The sequence below is a fragment of the Archangium minus genome, assembly GCF_044360475.1.
Lineage (GTDB): Bacteria > Myxococcota > Myxococcia > Myxococcales > Myxococcaceae > Archangium > Archangium minus.
This window is the reverse complement of the sequence record NZ_CP043494.1, coordinates 251,324-272,287: the sequence shown is the minus strand read 5'-3', so window position 1 is coordinate 272,287 and position 20,964 is coordinate 251,324. Positions and strand designations below refer to the sequence as shown.

At 63.7% G+C, this 20,964-nt stretch carries 15 protein-coding genes and 1 pseudogene; 6 read left to right on the top strand and 10 right to left on the bottom strand.

The genetic code is table 11. The features are described from left to right. Nucleotides 1-63: 63 nt before the first annotated feature. The gene (ileS, locus tag F0U60_RS01230; protein WP_395813028.1) at nucleotides 64-3,807 is read left to right on the top strand and encodes an isoleucine--tRNA ligase; all 3,744 of its coding nucleotides are present in this window, start codon (nucleotides 64-66) and stop codon (nucleotides 3,805-3,807) included. On the opposite strand, the gene F0U60_RS01225 is transcribed toward ileS, so the two are convergent. The 3 genes from F0U60_RS01225 to F0U60_RS01215 all read right to left on the bottom strand — a co-directional run bounded on the left by F0U60_RS01225 (nucleotide 3,747) and on the right by F0U60_RS01215 (nucleotide 5,037). Continuing rightward, entirely contained in the window at nucleotides 3,747-4,247 is a 501-nt protein-coding gene (locus F0U60_RS01225; RefSeq protein ID WP_395813026.1) for a hypothetical protein, read from the bottom strand. The two genes, ileS and F0U60_RS01225, sit on opposite strands and share 61 nt — an antisense overlap. Nucleotides 4,248-4,274: 27 nt before the next feature. Continuing rightward, entirely contained in the window at nucleotides 4,275-4,535 is a 261-nt protein-coding gene (locus F0U60_RS01220; protein WP_395813024.1) for a hypothetical protein, read from the bottom strand. Nucleotides 4,536-4,659: 124 nt separating this feature from the next. Continuing rightward, the gene (locus F0U60_RS01215; RefSeq protein ID WP_395813022.1) at nucleotides 4,660-5,037 is read right to left on the bottom strand and encodes a hypothetical protein; all 378 of its coding nucleotides are present in this window, start codon (nucleotides 5,035-5,037) and stop codon (nucleotides 4,660-4,662) included. Between the two features lie 826 nt (nucleotides 5,038-5,863). Between F0U60_RS01215 and F0U60_RS01210 the strand changes: the two genes are divergently transcribed. From F0U60_RS01210 to F0U60_RS01200, 3 genes are read left to right on the top strand one after another with little or no spacing between them, the layout of a single operon-like run. Then, the gene (locus F0U60_RS01210) at nucleotides 5,864-6,793 is read left to right on the top strand and encodes a ParA family protein (protein ID WP_395813020.1); all 930 of its coding nucleotides are present in this window, start codon (nucleotides 5,864-5,866) and stop codon (nucleotides 6,791-6,793) included. Continuing rightward, complete coding sequence (locus tag F0U60_RS01205) at nucleotides 6,790-7,317, top strand: hypothetical protein (RefSeq protein ID WP_395813018.1); 528 nt, start codon at nucleotides 6,790-6,792, stop codon at nucleotides 7,315-7,317. Before F0U60_RS01210 ends, F0U60_RS01205 begins: the two co-directional genes overlap by 4 nt. A gap of 12 nt (nucleotides 7,318-7,329) precedes the next feature. Next, the gene (locus tag F0U60_RS01200; RefSeq protein WP_395813016.1) at nucleotides 7,330-8,466 is read left to right on the top strand and encodes a hypothetical protein; all 1,137 of its coding nucleotides are present in this window, start codon (nucleotides 7,330-7,332) and stop codon (nucleotides 8,464-8,466) included. Nucleotides 8,467-9,071: 605 nt separating this feature from the next. Here the strand turns inward: F0U60_RS01200 and F0U60_RS01195 are convergent. From F0U60_RS01195 to F0U60_RS01185, 3 genes are all read right to left on the bottom strand, one after another. Beyond that, a complete protein-coding gene (locus tag F0U60_RS01195) occupies nucleotides 9,072-9,623 on the bottom strand; it encodes an imm11 family protein (protein ID WP_395813014.1) in 552 nt (183 codons plus the stop codon). A 29-nt stretch (nucleotides 9,624-9,652) separates the two neighbouring features. Next, entirely contained in the window at nucleotides 9,653-10,966 is a 1,314-nt protein-coding gene (locus F0U60_RS01190) for an AHH domain-containing protein (RefSeq protein WP_395813012.1), read from the bottom strand. Nucleotides 10,967-11,076: 110 nt separating this feature from the next. Further along, complete coding sequence (locus F0U60_RS01185) at nucleotides 11,077-11,448, bottom strand: GAF domain-containing protein (protein WP_395825924.1); 372 nt, start codon at nucleotides 11,446-11,448, stop codon at nucleotides 11,077-11,079. Between the two features lie 522 nt (nucleotides 11,449-11,970). On the opposite strand from F0U60_RS01185, the gene F0U60_RS01180 reads away from it, so the two are divergent. Together F0U60_RS01180 and F0U60_RS01175 are read left to right on the top strand one after the other, a co-directional pair. Next, complete coding sequence (locus F0U60_RS01180; RefSeq protein WP_395813010.1) at nucleotides 11,971-12,282, top strand: IPT/TIG domain-containing protein; 312 nt, start codon at nucleotides 11,971-11,973, stop codon at nucleotides 12,280-12,282. An 86-nt stretch (nucleotides 12,283-12,368) separates the two neighbouring features. Further along, a pseudogene (locus F0U60_RS01175) lies at nucleotides 12,369-13,519 on the top strand (IS4 family transposase). Between the two features lie 922 nt (nucleotides 13,520-14,441). Here F0U60_RS01175 and F0U60_RS01170 read toward each other — a convergent pair. The 4 genes from F0U60_RS01170 to F0U60_RS01155 form a co-directional block, all read right to left on the bottom strand. Further along, nucleotides 14,442-16,547: a DUF2075 domain-containing protein gene (locus F0U60_RS01170; RefSeq protein ID WP_395813008.1), complete on the bottom strand. Its 2,106-nt coding sequence runs from the start codon at nucleotides 16,545-16,547 to the stop codon at nucleotides 14,442-14,444. 448 nt (nucleotides 16,548-16,995) lie between these two features. Then, the gene (locus F0U60_RS01165) at nucleotides 16,996-18,513 is read right to left on the bottom strand and encodes a bifunctional metallophosphatase/5'-nucleotidase (RefSeq protein ID WP_395813006.1); all 1,518 of its coding nucleotides are present in this window, start codon (nucleotides 18,511-18,513) and stop codon (nucleotides 16,996-16,998) included. Nucleotides 18,514-18,915: 402 nt separating this feature from the next. Continuing rightward, a complete protein-coding gene (locus tag F0U60_RS01160) occupies nucleotides 18,916-19,662 on the bottom strand; it encodes a hypothetical protein (protein ID WP_395813004.1) in 747 nt (248 codons plus the stop codon). 210 nt (nucleotides 19,663-19,872) lie between these two features. Beyond that, nucleotides 19,873-20,707, bottom strand: a protein-coding gene (locus F0U60_RS01155) for an IS5 family transposase (RefSeq protein WP_395813002.1) whose coding sequence is annotated in 2 segments (ribosomal slippage) — nucleotides 19,873-19,995 and nucleotides 19,997-20,707 — 834 coding nt in all. Because the reading frame shifts where the segments join, the coding sequence is not laid out codon by codon here. Nucleotides 20,708-20,964 lie beyond the last annotated feature (257 nt).

The window sequence follows — 20,964 nt, the reverse complement described above, 5'->3', positions numbered from 1 at the left end:
AGGGGGCGTTCAGGAGGGGTTTGAGCCCCTTCCCGGCGCGACAGGTGCTATCACTCCAGCGCCATGTCCCAGCCCCCCTCCCCCTTGTTCGCCACGGTCCCCAACGAGATCGATTTCCCGGCTGACGAGCGCCGCACCCTCGCCTTCTGGAAGGAGCGCCGCATCTTCGAGCAGACGCTCCAGGGCCGGGAGGACGCTCCCGTCTTCGTCTTCTACGAGGGCCCGCCCACCGCCAACGGCCTGCCCCACAACGGCCACGTCCTCACCCGCGTCATCAAGGACCTCTTCCCCCGCTACAAGACGATGCGCGGCTACCGCGTCCCCCGCAAGGCGGGCTGGGACACCCACGGCCTCCCCGTCGAGGTCGAGGTCGAGAAGGAGCTGCGCATCCACGGCAAGGCGGAAATCGAGCGCTACGGCGTGGAGCCCTTCACCGAGCGCTGCATCGAGTCCGTCTTCCGCTACACCAACGAGTGGGAGCGCCTCACCGAGCGCATCGGCTTCTGGGTGGACCTCCCGGACGCCTACGTCACCTACCACCGCAGCTACGTGGAGAGCGTCTGGTGGGCGCTCGCCGAGCTGTTCCGCAAGGGCCTGCTCTACCGCGGCCATAAAATCGTCTGGTGGTGGCCCCAGGGCGGCACCGCGCTCAGCTCCGGCGAGGTGGGCATGGGCTACCGCACCGTGGACGACCCCAGCGCCTACGTCGCCTTCCCGCTGCGCGACTCGCCCGACACCGCGCTCCTCATCTGGACCACCACGCCCTGGACGCTCCCGTCCAACATGTACGCCGCCGTCAACCCCACGGTGGACTACGTCACCGTGGACGCCGGCGAGCGCAAGCTCATCGTCGCCGCCGCCCTGCGCGAGGAGCTGAGCAAGAAGCTCAAGAAGGAACTGCCCGTCCTCGAGACGTTCAAGGGCAGCGCGCTCGTGGGCCGGCGCTACACCCCGCCTTACGACGTGTACTTCAAGCGCGTGGGCGACACGGAGCTGCCGCTCGCCAATGGGGGCACGGACTCGCCCGCCTGGCGCGTCATCGGCGCGGACTTCGTCACCCTCACCAGCGGCACGGGCATCGTCCACATCGCCCCGTCCTTCGGCGAGGACGACTACGAGGCCTTCCGCCGCGAGCGCACCCGCTTCGCCAGGCCCGAGGCCCTGGAAATGTTCTGCGCCATCCGCCCGGATGGCACCTTCTCCGAGGACTTCCCCCACCTCGCCGGCCGCTTCGTCAAGGACGCGGACAAGGAGATTCAGCGCGAGCTCAAGGAGCGCGGGCTGCTCGCGCTCATCGAGCAGTACCGCCACGAGTACCCCTTCTGCTGGCGCGCCGATGACGACCCGCTCATCCAGTTCGCCCGGCCCGCCTGGTACATCCGCACCACGTCCGTGAAGGACCGGGCCATCGCCAACAACCGCGCGGTGAACTGGGTCCCCGAGCACATCAAGGAGGGCCGCTTCGGCGACTTCCTCGCCAACAACGTGGACTGGGCCCTGTCCCGCGAGCGCTACTGGGGCACCCCCCTGCCCCTCTGGGTGCACTCGGAGACGGGCGAGGTGGAGGCCATCTCCTCGCTCGAGGCCCTGCGCAACAAGCCCGGCAGCAACCTGGCCGCCGTGGAGGCCGAGCTCAAGGCCTTCCTCGCCACCCGCCCCACCGGCGCCAGCAGCGCCGAGCACCTCATCGTCCACAAGCCGTGGATCGACAAGGTCACCTTCGAGAAGCCCGGCACCCCCGGCCGCTTCGTGCGCGTGCCCGAGGTGGTGGACGTGTGGTTCGACTCGGGGTGCATGCCCTTCGCGCAGTGGGGCTACCCCCACGCGTCCGGCTCCCGCGAGAAGTTCGCCCAGGCCTTCCCCGCCGACTTCATCTCCGAGGCCATCGACCAGACGCGCGGCTGGTTCTACTCGCTGCTCATGGTCAGCACGCTCGTCTTCGACGAGGACACGCAGAAGCGCGAGGGCCTGTCTCCCACGCGCGGCTGGCCCATGCCCTACAAGAGCTGCATCGTGCTCGGCCACGTGTCCGACAAGGAGGGCAAGAAGGAGTCCAAGTCCAAGGGCAACTACACCCCGCCCGAAATCATCCTCGACGAGGTCCGCATGGACTTCGCCGTGCTCGATGACAAGACGGCGGGTGTCCCGGGCGTGGCCGGCGAGGCGCTCATCGCCCGCGAGGACCTCGAGGGCCTGGACCTGCAGGAGGGCGCCAAGGTGCGCGTCTTCCGCTCGGACGCGCCGGACAAGGCCGTCACCCTCACCGTGAAGGCCCACAAGAAGCTCAAGCGGCGCGTGGTGCTGCTCTCGAAGAAGGAGCTGGAGGCGCTCGGCGTGGCGCCCTCGGCGCGCGGCGCGGACGTGATGCCGGTGGAGGTGCCCCGGCTGGCCCCCACCGAGCGCGTGGTGCTCCAGGACCCGTCCACCCGCTCGCCGGGCGCGGATGCGTTCCGCTGGTTCTTCTTCGCGGCCAGCCCCACCTGGTCCAACACGCGCCACTCGCTGAGCAACGTGCGGCTCCTGCAGAAGGACTTCCAGGTCAAGCTGCGCAACGTCTACTCGTTCTTCACCATCTACGCGAACATCGACGGCTTCTCGCCGGCCCGCGGCAACGCGAACGCCACCGAGGTGCCCTGGCTCGCCATCCGCCGCAGCACCGGCTGGCGCGAGCTGAAGCAGCGCACGGTGCTGGACCGGTGGATACTGTCCGAGGTGCAGCTCGCGGTGCGCGACGTCACCCGGGCGCTGGACACCTACCAGGTGTACGAGGCGGCCCAGCGGCTGGTGGTGCTGGTGGACGCGCTCTCCAACTGGTACCTGCGCCGCAGCCGCGAGCGCTTCTGGGGACCGGGCCTGGAGCAGGACAAGCTGGACGCGTACTTCACCCTGTACGAGGCGCTCACGAGCATCGCCGCGCTGTCGGCGCCCTTCATCCCCTTCTTCGCCGAGGAGATGTGGGGCAACCTGGTGGGCCGTCCGTGGCCCACGTCGCAGCCGGCGAGCGTCCACCTAGGCCGCTTCCCCGAGGCGGACCTGAGCCTGGTGGACGAGGCGCTGTCCACGGAGATGGGCGCGGTGCGCGAGCTGGTGTCGCTGGGCCTCAAGGTGCGCACGGACAACAAGCTCAAGGTGCGCCAGCCGCTGTCACACGCGGACGTCATCCTCGCGCGCCGCGAGCTGCAGGAGCGCGTGGCCGTCTACAAGGACCTCATCGCGGACGAGCTGAACGTCCACGAGGTGCGCTTCCTCGAGGAGGGCCGGGAGGCGGACGTGGTGCGCTACAAGGTGCGGCCCAACCTGCGCGCGATGGGCAGCCGCCTGGGCCCCAAGCTGGCCCCGGTGCGCAAGGCGTTCGACGCCGCCGACAGCCGGCTGCTCCAGCGCGAGCTGACGCGCGAGGGCAAGGTGGCGCTCACCGTCGACGGAGAGGCCATGGTGTTCCCCGCCGAGGAGCTGGAGGTGCTGGTGGAGGCCAACCCCGGCTACGCGGCCGCGGGCGCGGGGGTGGGCGTGGTGGTGCTCCACACCGAGCTGACCGAGGCGCTCGTGGACGAGGGACTGGTGCGTGAGCTGCTCGCCCGGGTGCAGGCGGCGCGCAAGGACATGGCGCTCGGCTACACGGACCGCATCCGCCTGTGGGTGGACGGGGACGCCCGGGTGCGCAAGGTGACGCAGGAGGCGCGCGAGTCCATCTCGCGCGAGACGCTCGCTTCGGAGCTGAACGTGGGCCCCGAGGGTCTCACTGGTCAGGAGGAAGAGCTCTCCCTCAACGGCCTGCCCGCGCGTATTCGCGTCGAGCGCGCCTGACGGGAATAGGGGAAGGGGGCACTCCAGGATTGAAAGATGCCTCCTTCCCTCCACACAGAGCAAAGCATGCGGACTGGGCTTGCCCCAGTCAGGCCGGGCGGCCCGAGTTCCAGCGGATCCCAGATGAGCTCCTCGGTGGTCACCAGCGTCATGTTGGTGAACCCGTGGCGCTCCACGAAGCGCGCGAAGCTCTCGGAGATGACCCGGCGACCCGTCAGCCCCCGGGGGCGGAAGATGTCCTCTCCCCGACAGGTGCCGGGCTCCAGGGTGAAGCCGTGGATGGCGTTCTTGGTCGCATTACGAGATTCCTCGCACGTTGGCGGTTCGTCGGCGTAGCGGATGCGGCTGCGCGCCAGGTCCACCGCCGCGCCGCCGTAGCGAGCCGTGACGACTAGGTACTGGGCAACGTGGGCGGGCTTGGGGGGGTGGAAGCCCTCCAACCCTGTGAGCCCCTCCTCCCGGAAGACCTAGACGAACCGCTCGGACATGAGCAGTTCATGCCCCGTGGGTTCGATGAAGTCCCCGAGCTCATCTCCGTGCAGGACCAGTTCGACGCGGTAGGGAGGAAGCCACTGCCTCATTCCAATGGGGCCACCGCATCGCGAGCAGTCGGTCCCCACTCCGTGATTGACGGGCTCGAGCTGTTCGACCTCGACATCGTAACGAGACCAGAGCGCCCCCTTTTCCAGGACGAAGAAACGCGGAGAGGGAGCTGGCTCAGAAACCATTGGAGAACCTCGCGCGCATGGCGGCCCGATTGTAGATTTGCCGGAGGACGGCCTCGAATTGCTTCGGGGTGGCGAGCTCGTTCTCCTTGAGCCATTTGATGACCTCCGCATCCACATCCCGATGCTATTGCTGGTAGCCGCAATGGGCCTTCGCATCCACGGCCCGGGAGACGAAGCGAGGGTCACGCGGCTTGTACAGGCCGCGAAGCGTTCGATGTATCCCCAACGCCTTGGCGATGGGCCAAGAGATGACGTGGTGTAACTGGCCCTTGCACTCCTTGGGCTCGGAGCAATCGGCGGCGGATTCCTGCGCCTTGGCCTCGGTCCCCGTCGTCTGGCCTGCCTCCTCCGCCACCTCGGCTCGACGCGCGACTGCTCCAAAGAGATTGAGGAGCGCCTGCTCCTGCGAGGTCATGCTTGTCTCGCAGAGGCACTCCGCCGACGTCTCGTCATGCGTGGGGGGCTGCTGCGAGAGCAACACCATCAACAAGATCGCGAGCATCGAGCTCCTCCTGGCTCCTGACCGGTAGCAGAAGGCTCCTACCCACTTTCGCGGTCGAAGACGAGCGGCGTTCCCCAAGCAGGAGAGGCAGAGGCGAGAGTGGCGCTCCAGGTAGTGGCCAGCAAGAAACCGCTGAAGGAGAGGACGCCGCCAGTGGACCAGGCGGGGTTGCTGAGGAGAACGCTCGACTTCGACGTCTTCACCTGCGTGAGGTGTGGAGGCAGGCGGAGGGTCTTGGCGTACGTGAAGGGAGCACAAGGGGGGGCGGGCGATTGTGGAGCACCTGGGCTTGCCCAAGGCAGGTGCGAGCCTGGCCCCGGCGCGAGGCGCGAGGGCCACATCAGGCCGCGTGGCGTTGAGGCTCACGACAGCTGGAGGCCCAGGCCCCTGCCACGCACCTGATGGGAGCGCGGCCTGGGCAGGCGTGACCCCAAGGGGCTGCGCGGCCCTGTCCACCCGCCCGGGAGCATCACTCGGGTGGCCCCGTCAGCGGCCCTCCTCGGCCCCTGCGCTCCAGCCCTCGCCTTCCATCCGCCTCCCATCTTTCTTATGCTTAACAGGGCCCCATTCCCCTTATGCCCGAATGTTCGGATTAGGCAGGGCCGAACGGCCCACCCTCGACCGCCGCATGAGCCACGAGGGAAGCGCTTCAAGCCCCTTCATGAGACCTTTGCCGCAGAAGGCCACCATCGTCCACCTGCACACACCGGTCACTACGATATCCGTTCCAGATGTACTGCTCGCTTGATAACTTTGCCTGTGTAGTCCTCGCCCTCTAAAGAAGTACCGAATCGAACTCCACTGGCTGTCGTGACGCGAGCAATGCATGTCGACATCGAACATCTCAGCCACTCCTGGCCGACCCGCCTATCCACGGGTGGTCTCCGTGGTGAATCTCAAGGGAGGAGTGGGGAAGACGACACTTTGTGTCAATCTAGCCTACGGGTTGGCCTACTTTAAGAACAAGAGGGTACTGCTCGTTGATCTCGATCCCCAGGCCAACGCAACGCAGTATCTTATATCACAATACACCTACCAGAAGCTCTACTTGGCGGACCCTCCTACCAAGTTTACCGTGGTGGAAGTGTACGACGAGTTCAACCAGAGCAACCGCGTCAACTCTGCGCCCCCCAAGGATCCCCAGCGCTACATCCAGCGCATATACAAAGGCGACCCGGGCTATCTTGACCTCGTTGCATCGAAGCTCGAACTCAGCCTGCTGGCCTTCGAGGGAGGACAGGTCCACAAGAACAACCAAGTGCGTTGGCTCATAGAGTCCGTGGCGAAGCAGTATGACATCGTTCTCATTGACTGCCCGCCAACAGTCTCGCGCATGCTCATGGGAGGTTTTGACGCCTCAGAATATGTCCTGGTTCCCATGAAACCTGAGTTCCTATCGACCATTGGGCTCCCACTCCTTCATCGAATCATCACAAAGACATACAGCGAAGATATCGGAAAAAGAGCCAAATGGATGAATCCCGACCTGAGCGTCATCGGAATCATATATACGATGTTCAATTCACAATTAGTGATGACCAAGGAGAGTCTCGCAGAGATCCAGCGCGAGGCCACTCGCCTTAATTATCCCATCTTCAACGCATACATGTCTAATTCAACAAAGTTCGCTTGGAGCTCAAAGCGAACTTTGCCAATCTTTCGCACAGAGCCGAGCAGCCAGTACGCATTGGAAATGGAGCAAATCGTCACCGAGTTTCTCGCCAGGCTCCCTCAAGCTCCCGGTGGGGCCCTATGACCGCCAGTCAAATGTTCTCTTTGCTCTCAGAGATTTTCTCTCTTGCCGCCCGGCTGGAGTCCGGCTCAATAGAAGCCGCGCGCAGGTACATCCTTGAGAACTTCAAGGGGAATACTCACGATGGATTGTTGATGGTCCTCGATGGACTGGAGCAACTCCACGGAAAGCCCGAGACATCGGTGTCACCAGGGAGTTTCGTTGAGCCCCCACGCGAAAAAACTTCTATCAATGCCTCGGTGGAGGTACTGACACGCGAGTTCAAGGCCATGCTCTTGGATCCATCGTTTCTCCCCACCAAAGCTGAAGTCCTTGCCCTCACAAGGAGAGTGTTCGGGGACAGTCGTACAGCGCGCATGGGAGGTAAAGAGTCGCGACAGGAACTCGTCGATCGAGCCATTCGCATGTTCAAGGAACTAGAGGAGGAGGAGCGGCGCCACGCATTCCAGTATATAAGGAACATGTACCTACGGGGACGTCATTCGAGCCTTGAGCAGTGGTCGGATATCATCACTAAAGGCGAATAAAATCAGCTTGCAATGGTACCCAACGACCTCAATGGCAAGGACGGCAGTTCCATTGCACGGGAACTCTTTGGTCGGGATCCAGACGCCCCATCATGGTGGGACCTCGTGCGTCTTGACGAGCGGATTCTTGAGTGGAGAGACCTGCGCCTGGGAATTAGTTGGAAGGTGACTCACGGCTATCTCGTGGCTCTTCGCGAGGTGAGCAAGCCCGTTGAAGCTTCGAATTTCGCGGCCAAAAACAAGATCCGTCTTCTTCCAAATGGAGGATTCTACTTTCGAAACACAGCCGAACTGTATGTCCGATGTATCGGCTTACCGCCCCCCGAACAAATCGTAGACCAAAACGATCTCTATCGAATCAAAACGAAGGCGGAGTTAGAGGCCTCTGTCGGCTACTCATCGCAGCTGTTTGTACGGCTGGTCGGCTCTCCAGCGGCAGAGATCAACAAAGATGTGCCAGACCCCTACTCGCTAACGACCCTCGTCTTGTCGCCCGTGGAAAAAGATCAGGTAGAGGGGGCTGCGGAATTAGCTCTCTACCATCTGCGCAGGCAGTATCCGAGCTTGGAACTATCCTTCTGGCCGTTCAATGACCTGAACACAGCACCACGACTGCCGGAGCACGATCCCGTTGCTCCAGGTCTGGTTGATGCGCTCCCCGATATGGAGAGGACCGAGGCCATAGCCTTCTACAACAGAGCCATAGAGTCGCCCCCCATCCCCGGTTTTCTATACCTCTATCGAGTACTGGAATCGTGCTTCGATGACGTATTGAGCGCGACAATCAGTGCGTGGCGTCGCGACGCCACGTTGTCCGATCTCGACTTGCTTCAGAAAATCCGGAACATCCAGCGTAGTGAAGATATCTGGTCGCTGCGCCAAGTCCTACGTGAGATTGTGGACCAGAAATTGCTCGATGCGGCCCTGGGCGACGACATCATCGATAAGGCTGATGCCGATACGCTTGCGAGAGAGATCTACCTGCGCAGAAACAGCATTGCGCATGGACGTAAGGGTCAGCACAGGCGCGTCCTAGTTCCGCTAGGATACTCATTCGGTGATGAAGCGGCGAGAGAGCGAAACTGGTATCAATTGCTCAAAACACTGGCCGAAAAAGCAATGGAGAAGTGGCTCTTCTTGAGAGCATAGGACGAATAGCCTCTTATGCCAGGGTAGTTGACCTCTGGTGTCACCTCCAGGAAAACACGTGCAACGACACATAGGGGAGAACGGCCATGGGGTACACACTCAATGGTCCCCAAGGCTATCCGCGCCTCATGATTGGGCTCGACCTAGAGTGTCGGGTTGCTCTGCGTGGAACATTTCTGGTCCCCAAGCAGGAGAGGAGGGGGCGAGAGTGGCGCTCCAGGCAGCGGCCAGCAAGAAGCCGCCGAAGGAAGACGGCGCGAGTGCAGTGGGCCGAGTTGCTCAGGAGGACGTTCGACTTCGACGTCTTCGCCTGCATGAGGTGTGGAGGCAGGCGCCGGGCCTTGGCATGTGTGAAGGAAGCCAGAGGGGTGCACGCCATTCTGGAGCACCTGGGACTGCCCTCGCAGGCTCCGAATCGGGCCCCGGCTCGGGGACCCTCAGTTGGCGTGGTGCCGCAGAAGGTGTCAGAGGATTTGTACAGCACATCGCTGCCACGAACCGCATCCTTGACTGGAGGAGGACCGGCTCATGACCGAAGGTGCCTCTAAAACGGTAGGCGCCGATTCGAATTTTCTGACACCTTCTCTGCTCTCGACGACCCACCTCTAAACTTCCGTGAACATGCCTCCTGCGCACCCCGTCGCTTCCAGCGCCACCTTGACCTCTTCGTCAACGATGATGGGCAAGCTGTAACCCCACAAGCGGAAGACACGGGCGTCCCCCGCCTTCGCTGGGTCGATGCGCAGCCCACTAATGGCGTGATACTCCCCGACTCTGTCTGGGCGACCGTCTTCCGGCTTCCAGCGCTCCACCGACCGGCACGCTCGTTCGTCGACGGCATCGATAAGCCGAGACACATTGAGCAGGTAGTAGGGCACTGACTGTCCCTCAACCTCGACCGGGAAGAGCTGAACCGTGTCGGGTGACAGCTCTCGGAACACGGATGCGACCCTAGCACTCACAACGGGGCTCTGCCCCGCTCCGGCAAAGTCTATATCCAGCGGCTTGCCGGGCCTGGAGACAGGAACTTGCAAGCGCTCGGAGAGTTGCAGCGGCTTGCCCTCAACAAACTGCCAGATATCATCAACCTCCTGGCCGTCGATCTTCGCGGGCGCGGAGAGATACCACCGACCCGGCACATAAACGTCGATCTCCAACGCATAGAATCTTTTTGACATGACCTGCCCTAATCTCCGCCTTTCGTCAGGAGGTTACGCAGTTCGCTCCCTGGTGTCGAGATGAGCTGAGCGATTTTGCGAAGCTCATCAACCAGGGTGGCTTGACATTGCGCAGTGCCTTTACACCCTCGCATCCTGTCTATGAGCCGCTTAAAAACTATCTGATGATACTCGCGCGGATGGGGTCCCTGGTGCCCCTTGATACGCACCTTGTTCACGACGTGCTCCATCGACAGTCCCGCACGCTTGAACAGCTCTTCAAAGAGCGGTGTCCACGGGCCGCCTGACTTATCAGAGATCTCATTCTTGGTCGTGCAGATGTGGTGAATATCGCCGTCGGGGTCTCCCAGAATGGCGCTCTGTGCCCCAGCGTCGCCGTCACTTCCGGCCCCCATGGCTACTGCGGCAACGGCAGTCGGCGCGAGCGTAATGTTCAGCACGCCGCTCGCCGGGACGGAAATCGCTTGCACCTCGCCCGCGAACGCCGCGGACCACTGGAACCCGCCTTCGGCCTGCGCCCTCAATACAGCCTGAGCTGCGCCCGGCAACTTTGACGCCTGTCCAGCCATTGCGTTCTTTCCGCCGAGCGCTGCCAACGCGACGACAACTAGAACGCGAGCACCGTTGTCGCCGAGTATCTTCCCGAAACGGTGCCCCGCGTCCTCCAGCTCCGAAAAGTTCTTCGCGTCCTTTGACTCGTCCCACAAACGGCGGAATCCCTGCCCGAGATTCCACACAGGTCCGGTGCCGAGATATGCAACGAGGGATGCCACAATCGCAACCGCAATAAATTTCGTGATTGGCTCGGGTGCAACAAGCATGACAAGCGCGGTCCCAATCATTGTTGAAACCATCGCACGAAGTGCGGCGGGGTTCGCCAAGTCCTTTATCGCCTCTTCAACCCCTTCCCAGACGGTGTCGAGTGCGAAGTAGAGCGCAAGCATCCGCCGCTCCATTACGCCTAGCGTAAACCCACCTGAGATCAGGCTCAGGCAGCCATCGGGGTCGCTCTGCCGCTGACAAATCCGTTCGTAGGATGACGGCACCATGCGGCCCTGAGCACCGTCAACAATCCCCCCTGCGGAGGCGAGCAACGAACGCCCTTCGTCCCTTTCGGCCTCATTCAGTGCGACGTTCAGCTTCAAGTCGAGCACGAGCTGCGTGACCGCGTTCTTGAACGCCTCTTCGCTTATCTCGACCGGATCGGACTCAACCGGCGTGTAGACAATCGGCGCTCCCTTCCCGGTGTCGAGGTTGACAACCCTCGTCGTCGCGCATCCTGTCGCGAGCACGAGCAGCGCAACAATCCCGCAAACCTGCATGAGAGACCCCAGAGTCGATGCCCCTGCACATCAGGAACAAGGCGGCACATACCAGCCCAGTCTGACGACCTTCATGGTCGCTCATGAATTTTCCTACCCAAAACGTTCGCTCACAGCCGGCGACCGTGCGACTTCCGACATCCTCGATGGAGATGGCGGCACGGCGTGCCAGCTCCTGGACGAGGACAGGTCGGTGGGCCCATAGCGGCGCCCCGGAGTCTCGGAGAGGAGGCTGAGGAGCCGATGCGCTCGTCCTGACCGATGAGGGAGACGGCCATGGCGGAGCGGGGGCCAAAGGAACGCAGCCGCTGGACCTGCTCGGGGTCGTCGCTGAAGGCCCGGAAGTGCTCCTCGGAGAATTCGGGGACGAGCTGGGGCTGTCCTGTGCGCAAGGCCCTCACCCCCGGCATCTGCATGTCCCAGTGGGGAGCTCCTTCTCCAGGATCTCGCCAAGGAGAGCCTCCTTGGCGGGAGTGGCGCAGGCCCTGGCAACGCAGTGGATGGTCCGGGGCTCCTCCAAAACCAGGACCATGCAGCAGTCGGCGAGGGTGGGAACGGTGAGGAGTGCCACGCGCGCCAGGGTCCTCTCGTAGTCGAGAGACTCGGCCAGGGCGACGGAGGACTCGGAGAGGAAGCGGACCGCGCGCTCGGCGCGGCGGCGCTCCTCGACGTGGAGCTTCTCGAACAGCCGCAGAAGGTGTCAGAGGATTTGCACAGGTCCCAAGCCCTTCAGGTTCGCCAGCGTCTCCCCATCCTGCCGCAGATGATGACCATCTGTCAGGGTGTCAGACAACCTGTAGGGGGACTCGGCCGCGAGGTGTCAAAGCGAGTTCTTTGGAACCTTCCCTGGCGAACGGAGTAAGGACAAGGCCCCTGTGGGCTTCAGATTCCAAGAAAGCGTTAGCACAGTCATGAAGCACCAGAAAAGGCGTGCAGCTTGAATGCCCTAGGTACTGTCGCGTACGTTATTCCAGTAGTGAACGTTTCCCCTCCTGGAGTGATTCGTGAACGTGAGCAGGCAACGGTTCGTGGGTCTCAGTTCTTGCAATGTTGAAGAACTGGTCCGTAAAGGCATTGTTTTGTGTTGTTTGGTGCTGGGTCTCACTATGCCCGGTGCGGCTCATGCCCAGGCCGTGCTCGACATCTTGAATGTCGAAGTCGAGGAGTCGAGCACAGGGCAACTCCTCCTTTCCATCTACGGGACAAACTTCGGCAGCACACGTCCCGTCGTGCTGTTCTCAGGCTACCCTGCGCGCATCACCTCAAGCGGGAGCAACTATGTGTATGCCGAGTTGCCCATGTTCCCGCCGGGCTGAGGCATCCCCTCATTTAGCTAGCTGGCGAGGAGGGGGTCGGTAGGCTGTTTAGTTCGAGCAGTAGGGTCATGGACGTTACCGGAGAAGTGGGTACTTCAGCTATCAACGAGCAGCAGGTCCATGAATTCCTCTCCAGCCTCTTCGCCGAGGACGTCCACGCCAAGCGGGTGCTGTCACTGTCGCTGGCGACGCTGGGGGTCATCCACGCCGCGAGTTTGTCGGTGTACGCCATCGGGCAGGCCGTGGCGGTGGCGCGAGGCACCAAGGGCAAGCACGGGGTGAAGCAGGTAGACAGGTTGCTGTCCAATGCGGGCTTGAACGTGTGGCACCTGTTCAGTCTGTGGGTGCCGTACATGCTGGCCCAGCGCACCGAGGCCGTCATCGCCTTGGACTGGACGGACTTCGACGATGATGACCACACCACCCTGGTGGCTTCGCTGCTGACGAAGCACGGCCGCCCTACGCCCCTGGTGTGGCTGACAGTGCACAAGTCCACCCTCAAGGGCCAGCGCAACGACGTGGAGGACACCGTCCTGCTACGCCTGCGCGAACTGATTCCGGGCGAGGTGAAGGTGACGGTACTTGCCGACCGGGGCTTCGCTGACCAGGCACTGTATGCGCTGCTGGCGCAGTTGGGCTTCTCGTACGTGGTGCGCTTCCGCAAATCCATCACGGTGACGAACACAGACGGGGAGCGCAAACCCGCGGGGGAGTGGGTGCCGAAGTCGGGCCACCTGCGCACGCTCAAAGGAGCGCGAGTCACGGCGGACGAGACAGAAGTGGCTGCCGTGGTGTGCCTGAAGAAGAAGGGCATGAAGGATGCTTGGTGTCTGGCCACCAACCTGGTGGATGCCTCCGGTGCCGAGGTCGTCGCGCTCTACCGCCGCCGTTTCACCATCGAAGAGGGTTTCAGGGATGTGAAGGACTTGCGCTTCGGTATGGGCCTGTCTTCGGTGCGCATCGCCGAGACGGACAGGCGAGACAGGCTGCTGCTGGTCAGTGCCCTGGCGTGCGCGCTGCTGACGCTGCTGGGGCCGCGGGCGAGAGTCTCGGCATGGAGCGCTACCTCAAGGCCAACACCTCCAAGAAGCGCACCTACTCCCTCTTCCGTCAGGGATGTATGTACTACAAGGCCCTGCCCATGATGCGAGAAGCCGAGTTGCGTCCTCTCATGGAGCGCTTCGCCCAACTCGTCCGTGAGCAGCTCGTTTTCCGCGAAGCTTTCGGTCTCATCTAAAATGAGGGGATGGCTCAGCCCGCCGGGCTCATATCGCCTGACCGTCTCGTCGAGCTCGGATCCCAACCAGAGCGATGCCTTCGAGATTACCTTGGGGACGCAGGGACCCAAGGGGGATAAGGGCGATAAGGGAGACACCGGCCCGCAGGGTCCCCAGGGCGAGGTTGGTCCTCCGGGTCCTCAGGGTCCTCAGGGCGAGGTTGGTCCTCCGGGTCCCCAGGGTCCTATCGGCCCTCAAGGAATTCAAGGTGAGAAGGGAGAAAAGGGCGACAGAGGCCCGCAGGGAATCCAAGGAATTCCTGGCATGCAGGGCATTCCGGGCCCGCAGGGTCCCGCGGGTCCTCCTCGAACGATGTCATGCCGTTATGTGGAAGACGCCCCGGTGAACACCTACTGGGTAGGCGGCGAATCTGCTGCGGCTTGCGATGATGGGGAGTTCTTGACCGGGGGGGCGTGTTGGTCCGGTCAACCACATACCATTGGCACGACCAGTTCTGTGGGATGGGCGTCGTCTACTAACCGTTGGTCGTATTCCTGTGCCTTGAGAGGCCCTTCTTCGACAACGGCGACTGTGAAGGCCACTGCGATCTGCTGCAAGCTCGTTCCGTGAGCGCATAGGTTTCCCTCCGAACTGACAGTCGCGGGTGGTTGTGCACGAAACGGCTCGGGTTCGCACAAGAGCCTGGCCGTTGGTCTCAGTGGGTGGACGGCAATGCGCGGGTGCGCAAGGTGACGCAGGAGGCGCGCGAGTCCATCTCACGCGAGACGCTCGCCTCGGAACTGCACGTGAACCCTGAGGGCCTCACCGGCAAGGGCGAGAGGTGCGCCGGGACGAGTCCTTTGACACCTGTCCTGGCAGGTGCTCGAGGTGGACTACGTGCGCTGGTACGCGGGTCCGCCCACCAGTCCCTGAGCCGGACGCTCAGGCCACACGCGTCGCGCGCTGCCCCCGGAGGAACGACTCAACGTGAGCCCGCGTCTCCGCGTCCAGGATGAACAACTGGGTGCCCCTCATCCCGCGCGTGAGGAGCACCCGGTAGACGTTGCGCAGCTTGGTCGCGGCATCCTCGCCGCTCGCCCGGACGTCGCGCTTGAAGGTCTTATCCTTGTTCTTCGACAGGTCCGCCTCCCAGTGGTCCTTCCGCCAGACGAGATCCTCGCCCCAGATGACGCCCACGTAGTCGAACTCGAAGCCCTGCACCGAGTAGATGGACCCGACCTGCTCGTAATATTCGTCTTCGTTGGCCCAACGGTAGTACTGGTTCTCCAGGGGTTTGCGCCCCTGCCCGGTCTTCTCGATCCACGGCGCGCTCCACCCTCCGAAGCGCTTGTCCTTTACGTCTCGCACCAGGCGCTCGGGACCCGTGCCCACCGGTGACCACGGCCAGCAGTAGCCCGCGACGATGCGGCTGCGATACCCCTGGTTGCGCAGCACGCGCAGCCGCTGGTCCAGCTTGACCATGTCTGGCTCAACCTGGAGCGCATAGGCCCCCTGCTCCCTCCACGCGAGGTCCGCGCCCTCCCGAAAGCCCAGCAGCGCGTCCACCCACCGGACATAGCTCTCGCTCCCGCCGCAGCGGAACTGCAGATCCAGCTCCATCTCCACCAGCCGCACCCCGAGCCGCTTCGCGGCCTCGCGGACCACCGACGACTGGCCGATCTCCCCGGCTCGCACGGCCTGGTTGTCGTCGAGGAAGAACGCGGTGACGCGACTCGCGCGGATGAGCTCCTCGATCATCGGCGTGTCCGACAGCCGCCGGATCTTCCCGTTGGGGAACTTCACCCGGCGGTAGTCCCAGAGCCGGTGGGCCTCGTCAGCCACCACCAGGTCCAACACATCCGCCTGGCGCGAGCCCGCCTTCGCCACGTCCGCGAAGGTGCAGAAGATCTGCTCGACGGGCAGCTCCTTCTTGAAACGCACGCCCTGGAGCTTCTTGTGGAGCGCCTCGGAGAAGGCGATCGTCTTGCCCTGGAGGTTCGTCTGGAAGGCCTGCGAGCCCGTGGCATGGACCACGCGCCAGTGCTTGTTCGCGCCGTGCGCCAGGAGTTGCAGCGCGAGCACGCTCTTGCCCGTACCCGGGCCGCCCTTCACCAACACCACCGAGCGCGAGCCGTCCGCGCGGCCCTCCTCCACGACGGTGACGATGCGCAGGTAGGCCTGCCGCTGCACGTCGAGCAGCCGCCACTCGAACTCGCCCTGGATGGTGCGCACCACCATGTCGAGGAGCTTCTCCGAAGGCCGTGTATGCCCGGAGGCGATGAGCCCCGCGGCGCGGGTCCCCTCCCCGTGCCCGAGCTGATCCTGGAGCCAGTCGGCGAACCGTTGCTGCTCGCGCTTCACGAACAGGGGGTACTCGCGGAAGAGATCGCCGAAGGCATCGGGGTTTCTCAGCAGCGCGATGGACCGGGGATCGTCCATGCCGTGCAGCCAGACGCAGCCGGTGATGTGGACCCCGTCCTGGACGAAGGCGGAATGGTAGTAGCGGAGGAAACCGACGTAGTCCCGCACCTGGGCCGAGGGGTGGGGACGGCTGTCATTCATGACGGAGACTTCCTCGCGCCAGGGAGACTTGTCCACGCGCGTCCACTGCTTGAGCTCGACGACCACGGCCGACAGGTGGCCCTCAAGGTTCGTCCCGGTGAGCAGGGCGTCGCACCGCCGGCCGCGGATGGGCATCCACAGCTCGACGAAGATCTCCGAGCGCCGCAACCGCTCGTCGCGCAGCACCTCGGCGAGCGCGCGCAGGGAGTGCTTCCAGGCCGTCACCTCGCCCTCGGACGGCGACTCGCCCTCAAGCGCCTGGAAGCGAGCCTCGAGCAGTCCAGGCAGCGAGCCCGCGTCCACATCGTCGAGGAAGCGCGGGACGGGGGCGCGGTACAGGTGAGGAGTCCCCGGAGCCACGGAGTACGCCATGCCCGCGCGATCGGCGGCACTCGGGGTAGCGGGAGGCGAGGCCTCGGTGCGGGCCTCATAGGACACATCCTCGGATGCCGGCCGCTCGTTGCGATTCTTGCGTCTGCCCGCCACTGGCAACTCCCTGGGAAGTGGCTCGAGTCTATCCGAGCCGGCCAGGGGCGATACCTGGGGGAGACCCGCCGCGGCACCTTCAGTCCTCACGACCCCGCACATCGGGTAAAGAACAGGCGCCACAGAAGGTGTCAGAGGATCTGTACAGCACATCGCTGCCACGGACCGCCTCCTTGACTGGAGGAGGACCAGCCCATTGCCGGTAATGCCATCCTCGAAAGGCGGTAGGCGCCAAACTCAAATCGTCTGACACCTTCTCTGCGGCTGCCTCAGGCGCCACTCTTGCCGCCTCCTGCCTCTCTTGGGGAGCTGTGCCCCTCCAGCTACTCAAGTTCTTTGACACCCTCTCGGGATCACGTCCGCGCCGCCGCAAGTTAGGGCTCGGTGGGCCTCCACGCACGTGGCCGGCCAGCCGCTTCATCACCGCTATACTATACTCCCAGGGACGTCAGTTCCCGCCCGAGCGTCCGTCCAGCTCCGCCGTCACGGGCCCGGCGCGCAGGGCTTCGCTCAACACCGTGTGCGCGTCCAGCGTCGTGGTCACCGGGTTGGCGAAGCTGGCGAACAGCTCCTTGTAACCGGCGGCGACGAAGGCTTGGTAGTTGGTGGTGGCCAGCCGATAGCTGGCACCGGGCACCAGCGGCGCGTAGCCCACCTCGGGCCGAGCCGGATCCACGAGCACCTGTACCTGCGTGAGGTCGCCCTCCACCGCCCGGTAGCGCACCCCGGTCTGCTGGCTGAAGATGTCCGAGCCGCGCTTGGACACGCTCAGGCGCAGCCAGGCCAGGAGCTGCTCGCCGGTGACGTCGGCGGTCACCACGGTGTTCTTGTAGGGAATGGCCGTGTAGAAGGTCTCCACGGTGATGTCTCCGGGAGGAATGCCCGCGCGGAAGCTTGAGGCGGTGGAGAAGTAGGCGTGCGTGCCCGCGGCCTTGCGCAGCACCTCCGTCGCCCAGTTGCCCAGCACCGTCTCGTGCTGGGACAGGCCCTCATCGCCCAGCTCCACCAGCGCCCGTCCCAGCACCTGGAAGCGCTCCGGCCGCTTCGCCACGAGCTGATCCTGCAGCTGCCGCACCTGGGCCTCGAGCTGCTCGTCCTTCGGCTGGTTCTCGTCCATCTTCACCAGCTCGCCCGTCACCTCCACCTGCTTGCCCTGCCGGAAGCGCAGCCTCACTTGGGAGATATAGGTCAGGTACTGGTACGGAGAGATGAAGTACGTCTCCGTGCCGGGAATCTTCACCAGCTCGCTCTTGAAGTGCGAGTGCGAGCCGAGGATGAGATCGATTCCTGGCGCGGCCCTGGCCATGGCCTCGTCCTCCTCGCGGAACTGGTGGCCGATGAAGACCACCGCATCCACCTTCTCCACCTCGCGCAGCTGCCGCACGGTGGCCTGGGCCTCGGCGATGGGCTCCTTCCACGAGGCGCCCTCCGGTAGCAGGTGGGAGCGGATGAGGCGGGGGAAGTCCGAGCCGCCGAGCGCGAAGAAGCCCACGCGCACGCCCTGCACCTCGCGAATGACGTAGGGCTTGCCGTCCGGCCGCAGCAGGGGCTGGCCATCCGCGCCCACTAGGTTGGAGCTGATGAGGGGGTAGTCCACGCTGGCCGCGCAGCGCTGGAACTCCTCGGGGCCGTAATCGAACTCGTGGTTGCCCACGGCCATGATGTCCACCACGCCGTTGAGCCACGCCCACTCGATGCAGCGGTACTCATCGCTCCAGGTGGGCGTGCCGAGGTTGAGCGTATCGCCACCGGAAATCACAAGGGTGCCGGGCGTCTGGCGGGCCTTCTTGAAGTAGGCCATGGCGCGGGCGATGCCCGCCTGGTCATGCTTGCCCTCCGAGTAGAACGGCACGGCGTGGGAGTGGTAGTCGGACGTGCCGAGCAGGGTGACTACCACGTCCGGCTGGGTGGTCTGACAGGCCGTCTGGGCGAGGAACAGCAGGGAGGGGAGGAGGGATTTTTTCATGACTCGGAGGGTGTGGTGTGAGGGCAAGGCAACATCCGCCGCGCGTGCACGCATCAAACCCGGGGAGGTTCCGAGGCGTCCACTAAAAGCCTGGTTCGGTAGGACGTTCTGGCAACTCCCCGCCAGCGGAGCAGGCTGCCAGGGCTGAGACGTACCGAAACAGGCTCTTATGCTTTGAGGCACCGCACCTCCAGGTGGACGTCCACCTGGAGGTACCGCACGGGTCCTGCTCAGTCAGCGCGACCAGAACCAGCCCCTGGATGCTCATAGCCAAGTGTTGAGCATGTAGGGGACCGAACTCGGTCGGCGGAGTTAGAGACCCTAACAAAACCGCTTCGTCGGCAACTGCGTCCTCGGGCGTGCTGACTGCTCCCCTGGCTTTGTCAGGACCTCTTAGACGACTCAGAGCCCCTGCAGGGCAATCGTGGCCGACTGCGAGTTGGTGATGCTGTCAGCGTTGATCCAGACCCACTGCTGAGCGTTGCCGAAGATCGACTGAACGATCTTCTGCTGCGGCTGACCGCTGGGCGGCCTCATGAACTTGTACGGCACCGGATTGTTGTTGTCGGCCTGAACCACCTGCGCCTCCGCATAAGGCCCGGGGTTCAGGCAGTAGATGGTCAACGCGCTCCCGCCGGGGCCGAACTGGGCGCAGTAGAACTGGTAGACGCTGCTGGTCAGCGTCAGCTGGTACCAGGTGGAGCCGGGGACGTCGTAGAAGCGCGTGAACTGGGTGAAGTTCTGGACCGATCCATTTTCCGGCAGTTGCAGGTTCTTGATCCCGCTGGTGTTGATCGGGAAAGCCACGCTGCCGAGGAACGCCTGGACCTGGGAGTCCGCCGGCTGATCAGAACCCATGCTGAGCGTCACCGCGTTGGTGACCATGCCGTTGATCAGGACGAGGGTGGCCAAGCCTTTCTGGCTAGTGGTGCCCGGCACGGTGACGTGGACCGGCGCCGCGCTGTTGGAGGTCTTCACGGTCACGACGATGTCGTGGTCCGTGTTGGCCGAGTTGTACAGGAACAAGCAGGTGGCACTGTTCTGGATGTTGTTGCAGACGAAGCTGTTGCTCGACGGATTGGGAGTCACGGTCACCAGCCTGCCATCATCCCAGTTGCCATTAGTCAATGCTTCCAGGGAAATCGCCATGGGAGTATCCTCTCTTTGTCTGAAAATCCGGAGCGGAGTGCGCCGGATGACTCTTTGCGACAAGGCCTGCTCTTCCACCAGCGCGACGGCCTTACGTCTCGCTAGCTGGAGCAAACCTGCCACTCCCACGACCAAGGCGATGTGACGCGAGTCACACGCAAAGAGTGAGGCACGTCATTTGCCTTGCACGGTTCACCTGATGGGTCGCCGCTAAAAGCCTATTTTTGGTAGGAGAGCGTGGAACCAAGTGATGATGCCCAGGGCGAAGTGGAGCATCGCCAAGTACGTGTCCTCGCGCTTCTCCCAGCGCACCAGCAGACGACGGAATTCGTTGAATCCACCCGTGAGTGCGCTCCACCACCCAGCGCCGTGCCTTCTTGCCGCCCTCCAGCGGCTTGTCCTGCTCGCCACGCTGACGCAAGTGCAGGGTGAAGCCGTACTGCTGGGCCAGGGCTCGTACCTCGTCGTAGTCATAGCCCTTGTCCAGACACATCCCCTGCGGTGCGTGCGCACTGGGAGAGGGGCGCTCCACGGACATGGACTGGAGCGTGGAGCGCATCAGCTTGAAGTCAGGGACGTTGGCTCCGGCAACGGCCAGGCCCAGGGGAGCGCCGCGCCCATCGGTCAGCAGGCTCTTCTTGGTGCCCTTCTTGGCCCTATCCGTCGGGTTGGGGCCCGTCTTCTCCCCGCCCAGCGGTGCCTTCCCCATGGCCCCATCCATCGCCAGCCACTCCCAGTCGATTCCGGCCAGGGCGTCATAGGCCAACAACCCCTGGCGCCAGAACTCCCGGAACACTCCCGCCTCCAACCACTCCCGGAAGCGCCGGTAGGCCGATGAGGGGCCGCAGATGCCCGTGGCATTCAGCGCACGCCATTGCATCCCCGTGCGCAGCACCAGCAGAATTCCCTCCATGGCCCGCCGGTCGGGCGTGCGCGGGTTGTGGCACCCCAGCGGATGTGGTGGCCTCGGCGGCAGAAGCGGCTCCATCTTCGCCCACAACTCGTCCGGTAGACGCCAGCCGACATCTTGCTTCACAAGCCCCATGGCTCCGGTCTTCACCTCCCATCAGGGAGAACCACCAAAGTCATGTCTTCCATCCTACTTCCTCAGTCACCCAAGGCCCACATGCCCCGCTACTCCCTCGGCCGCTCCCGGGGCTGGTAGGCTCCTACCGAAACAGGTTCTAAGCGGTCCGCCATGGATGTTGTTCACTCTTCGAGGGATTGGATGGGGAAAATGCGCCATCTGGCCGCGGCGTGTGTCTTCGGTGAGCTGCATCCACGATGCGTCCCCATCCGAGA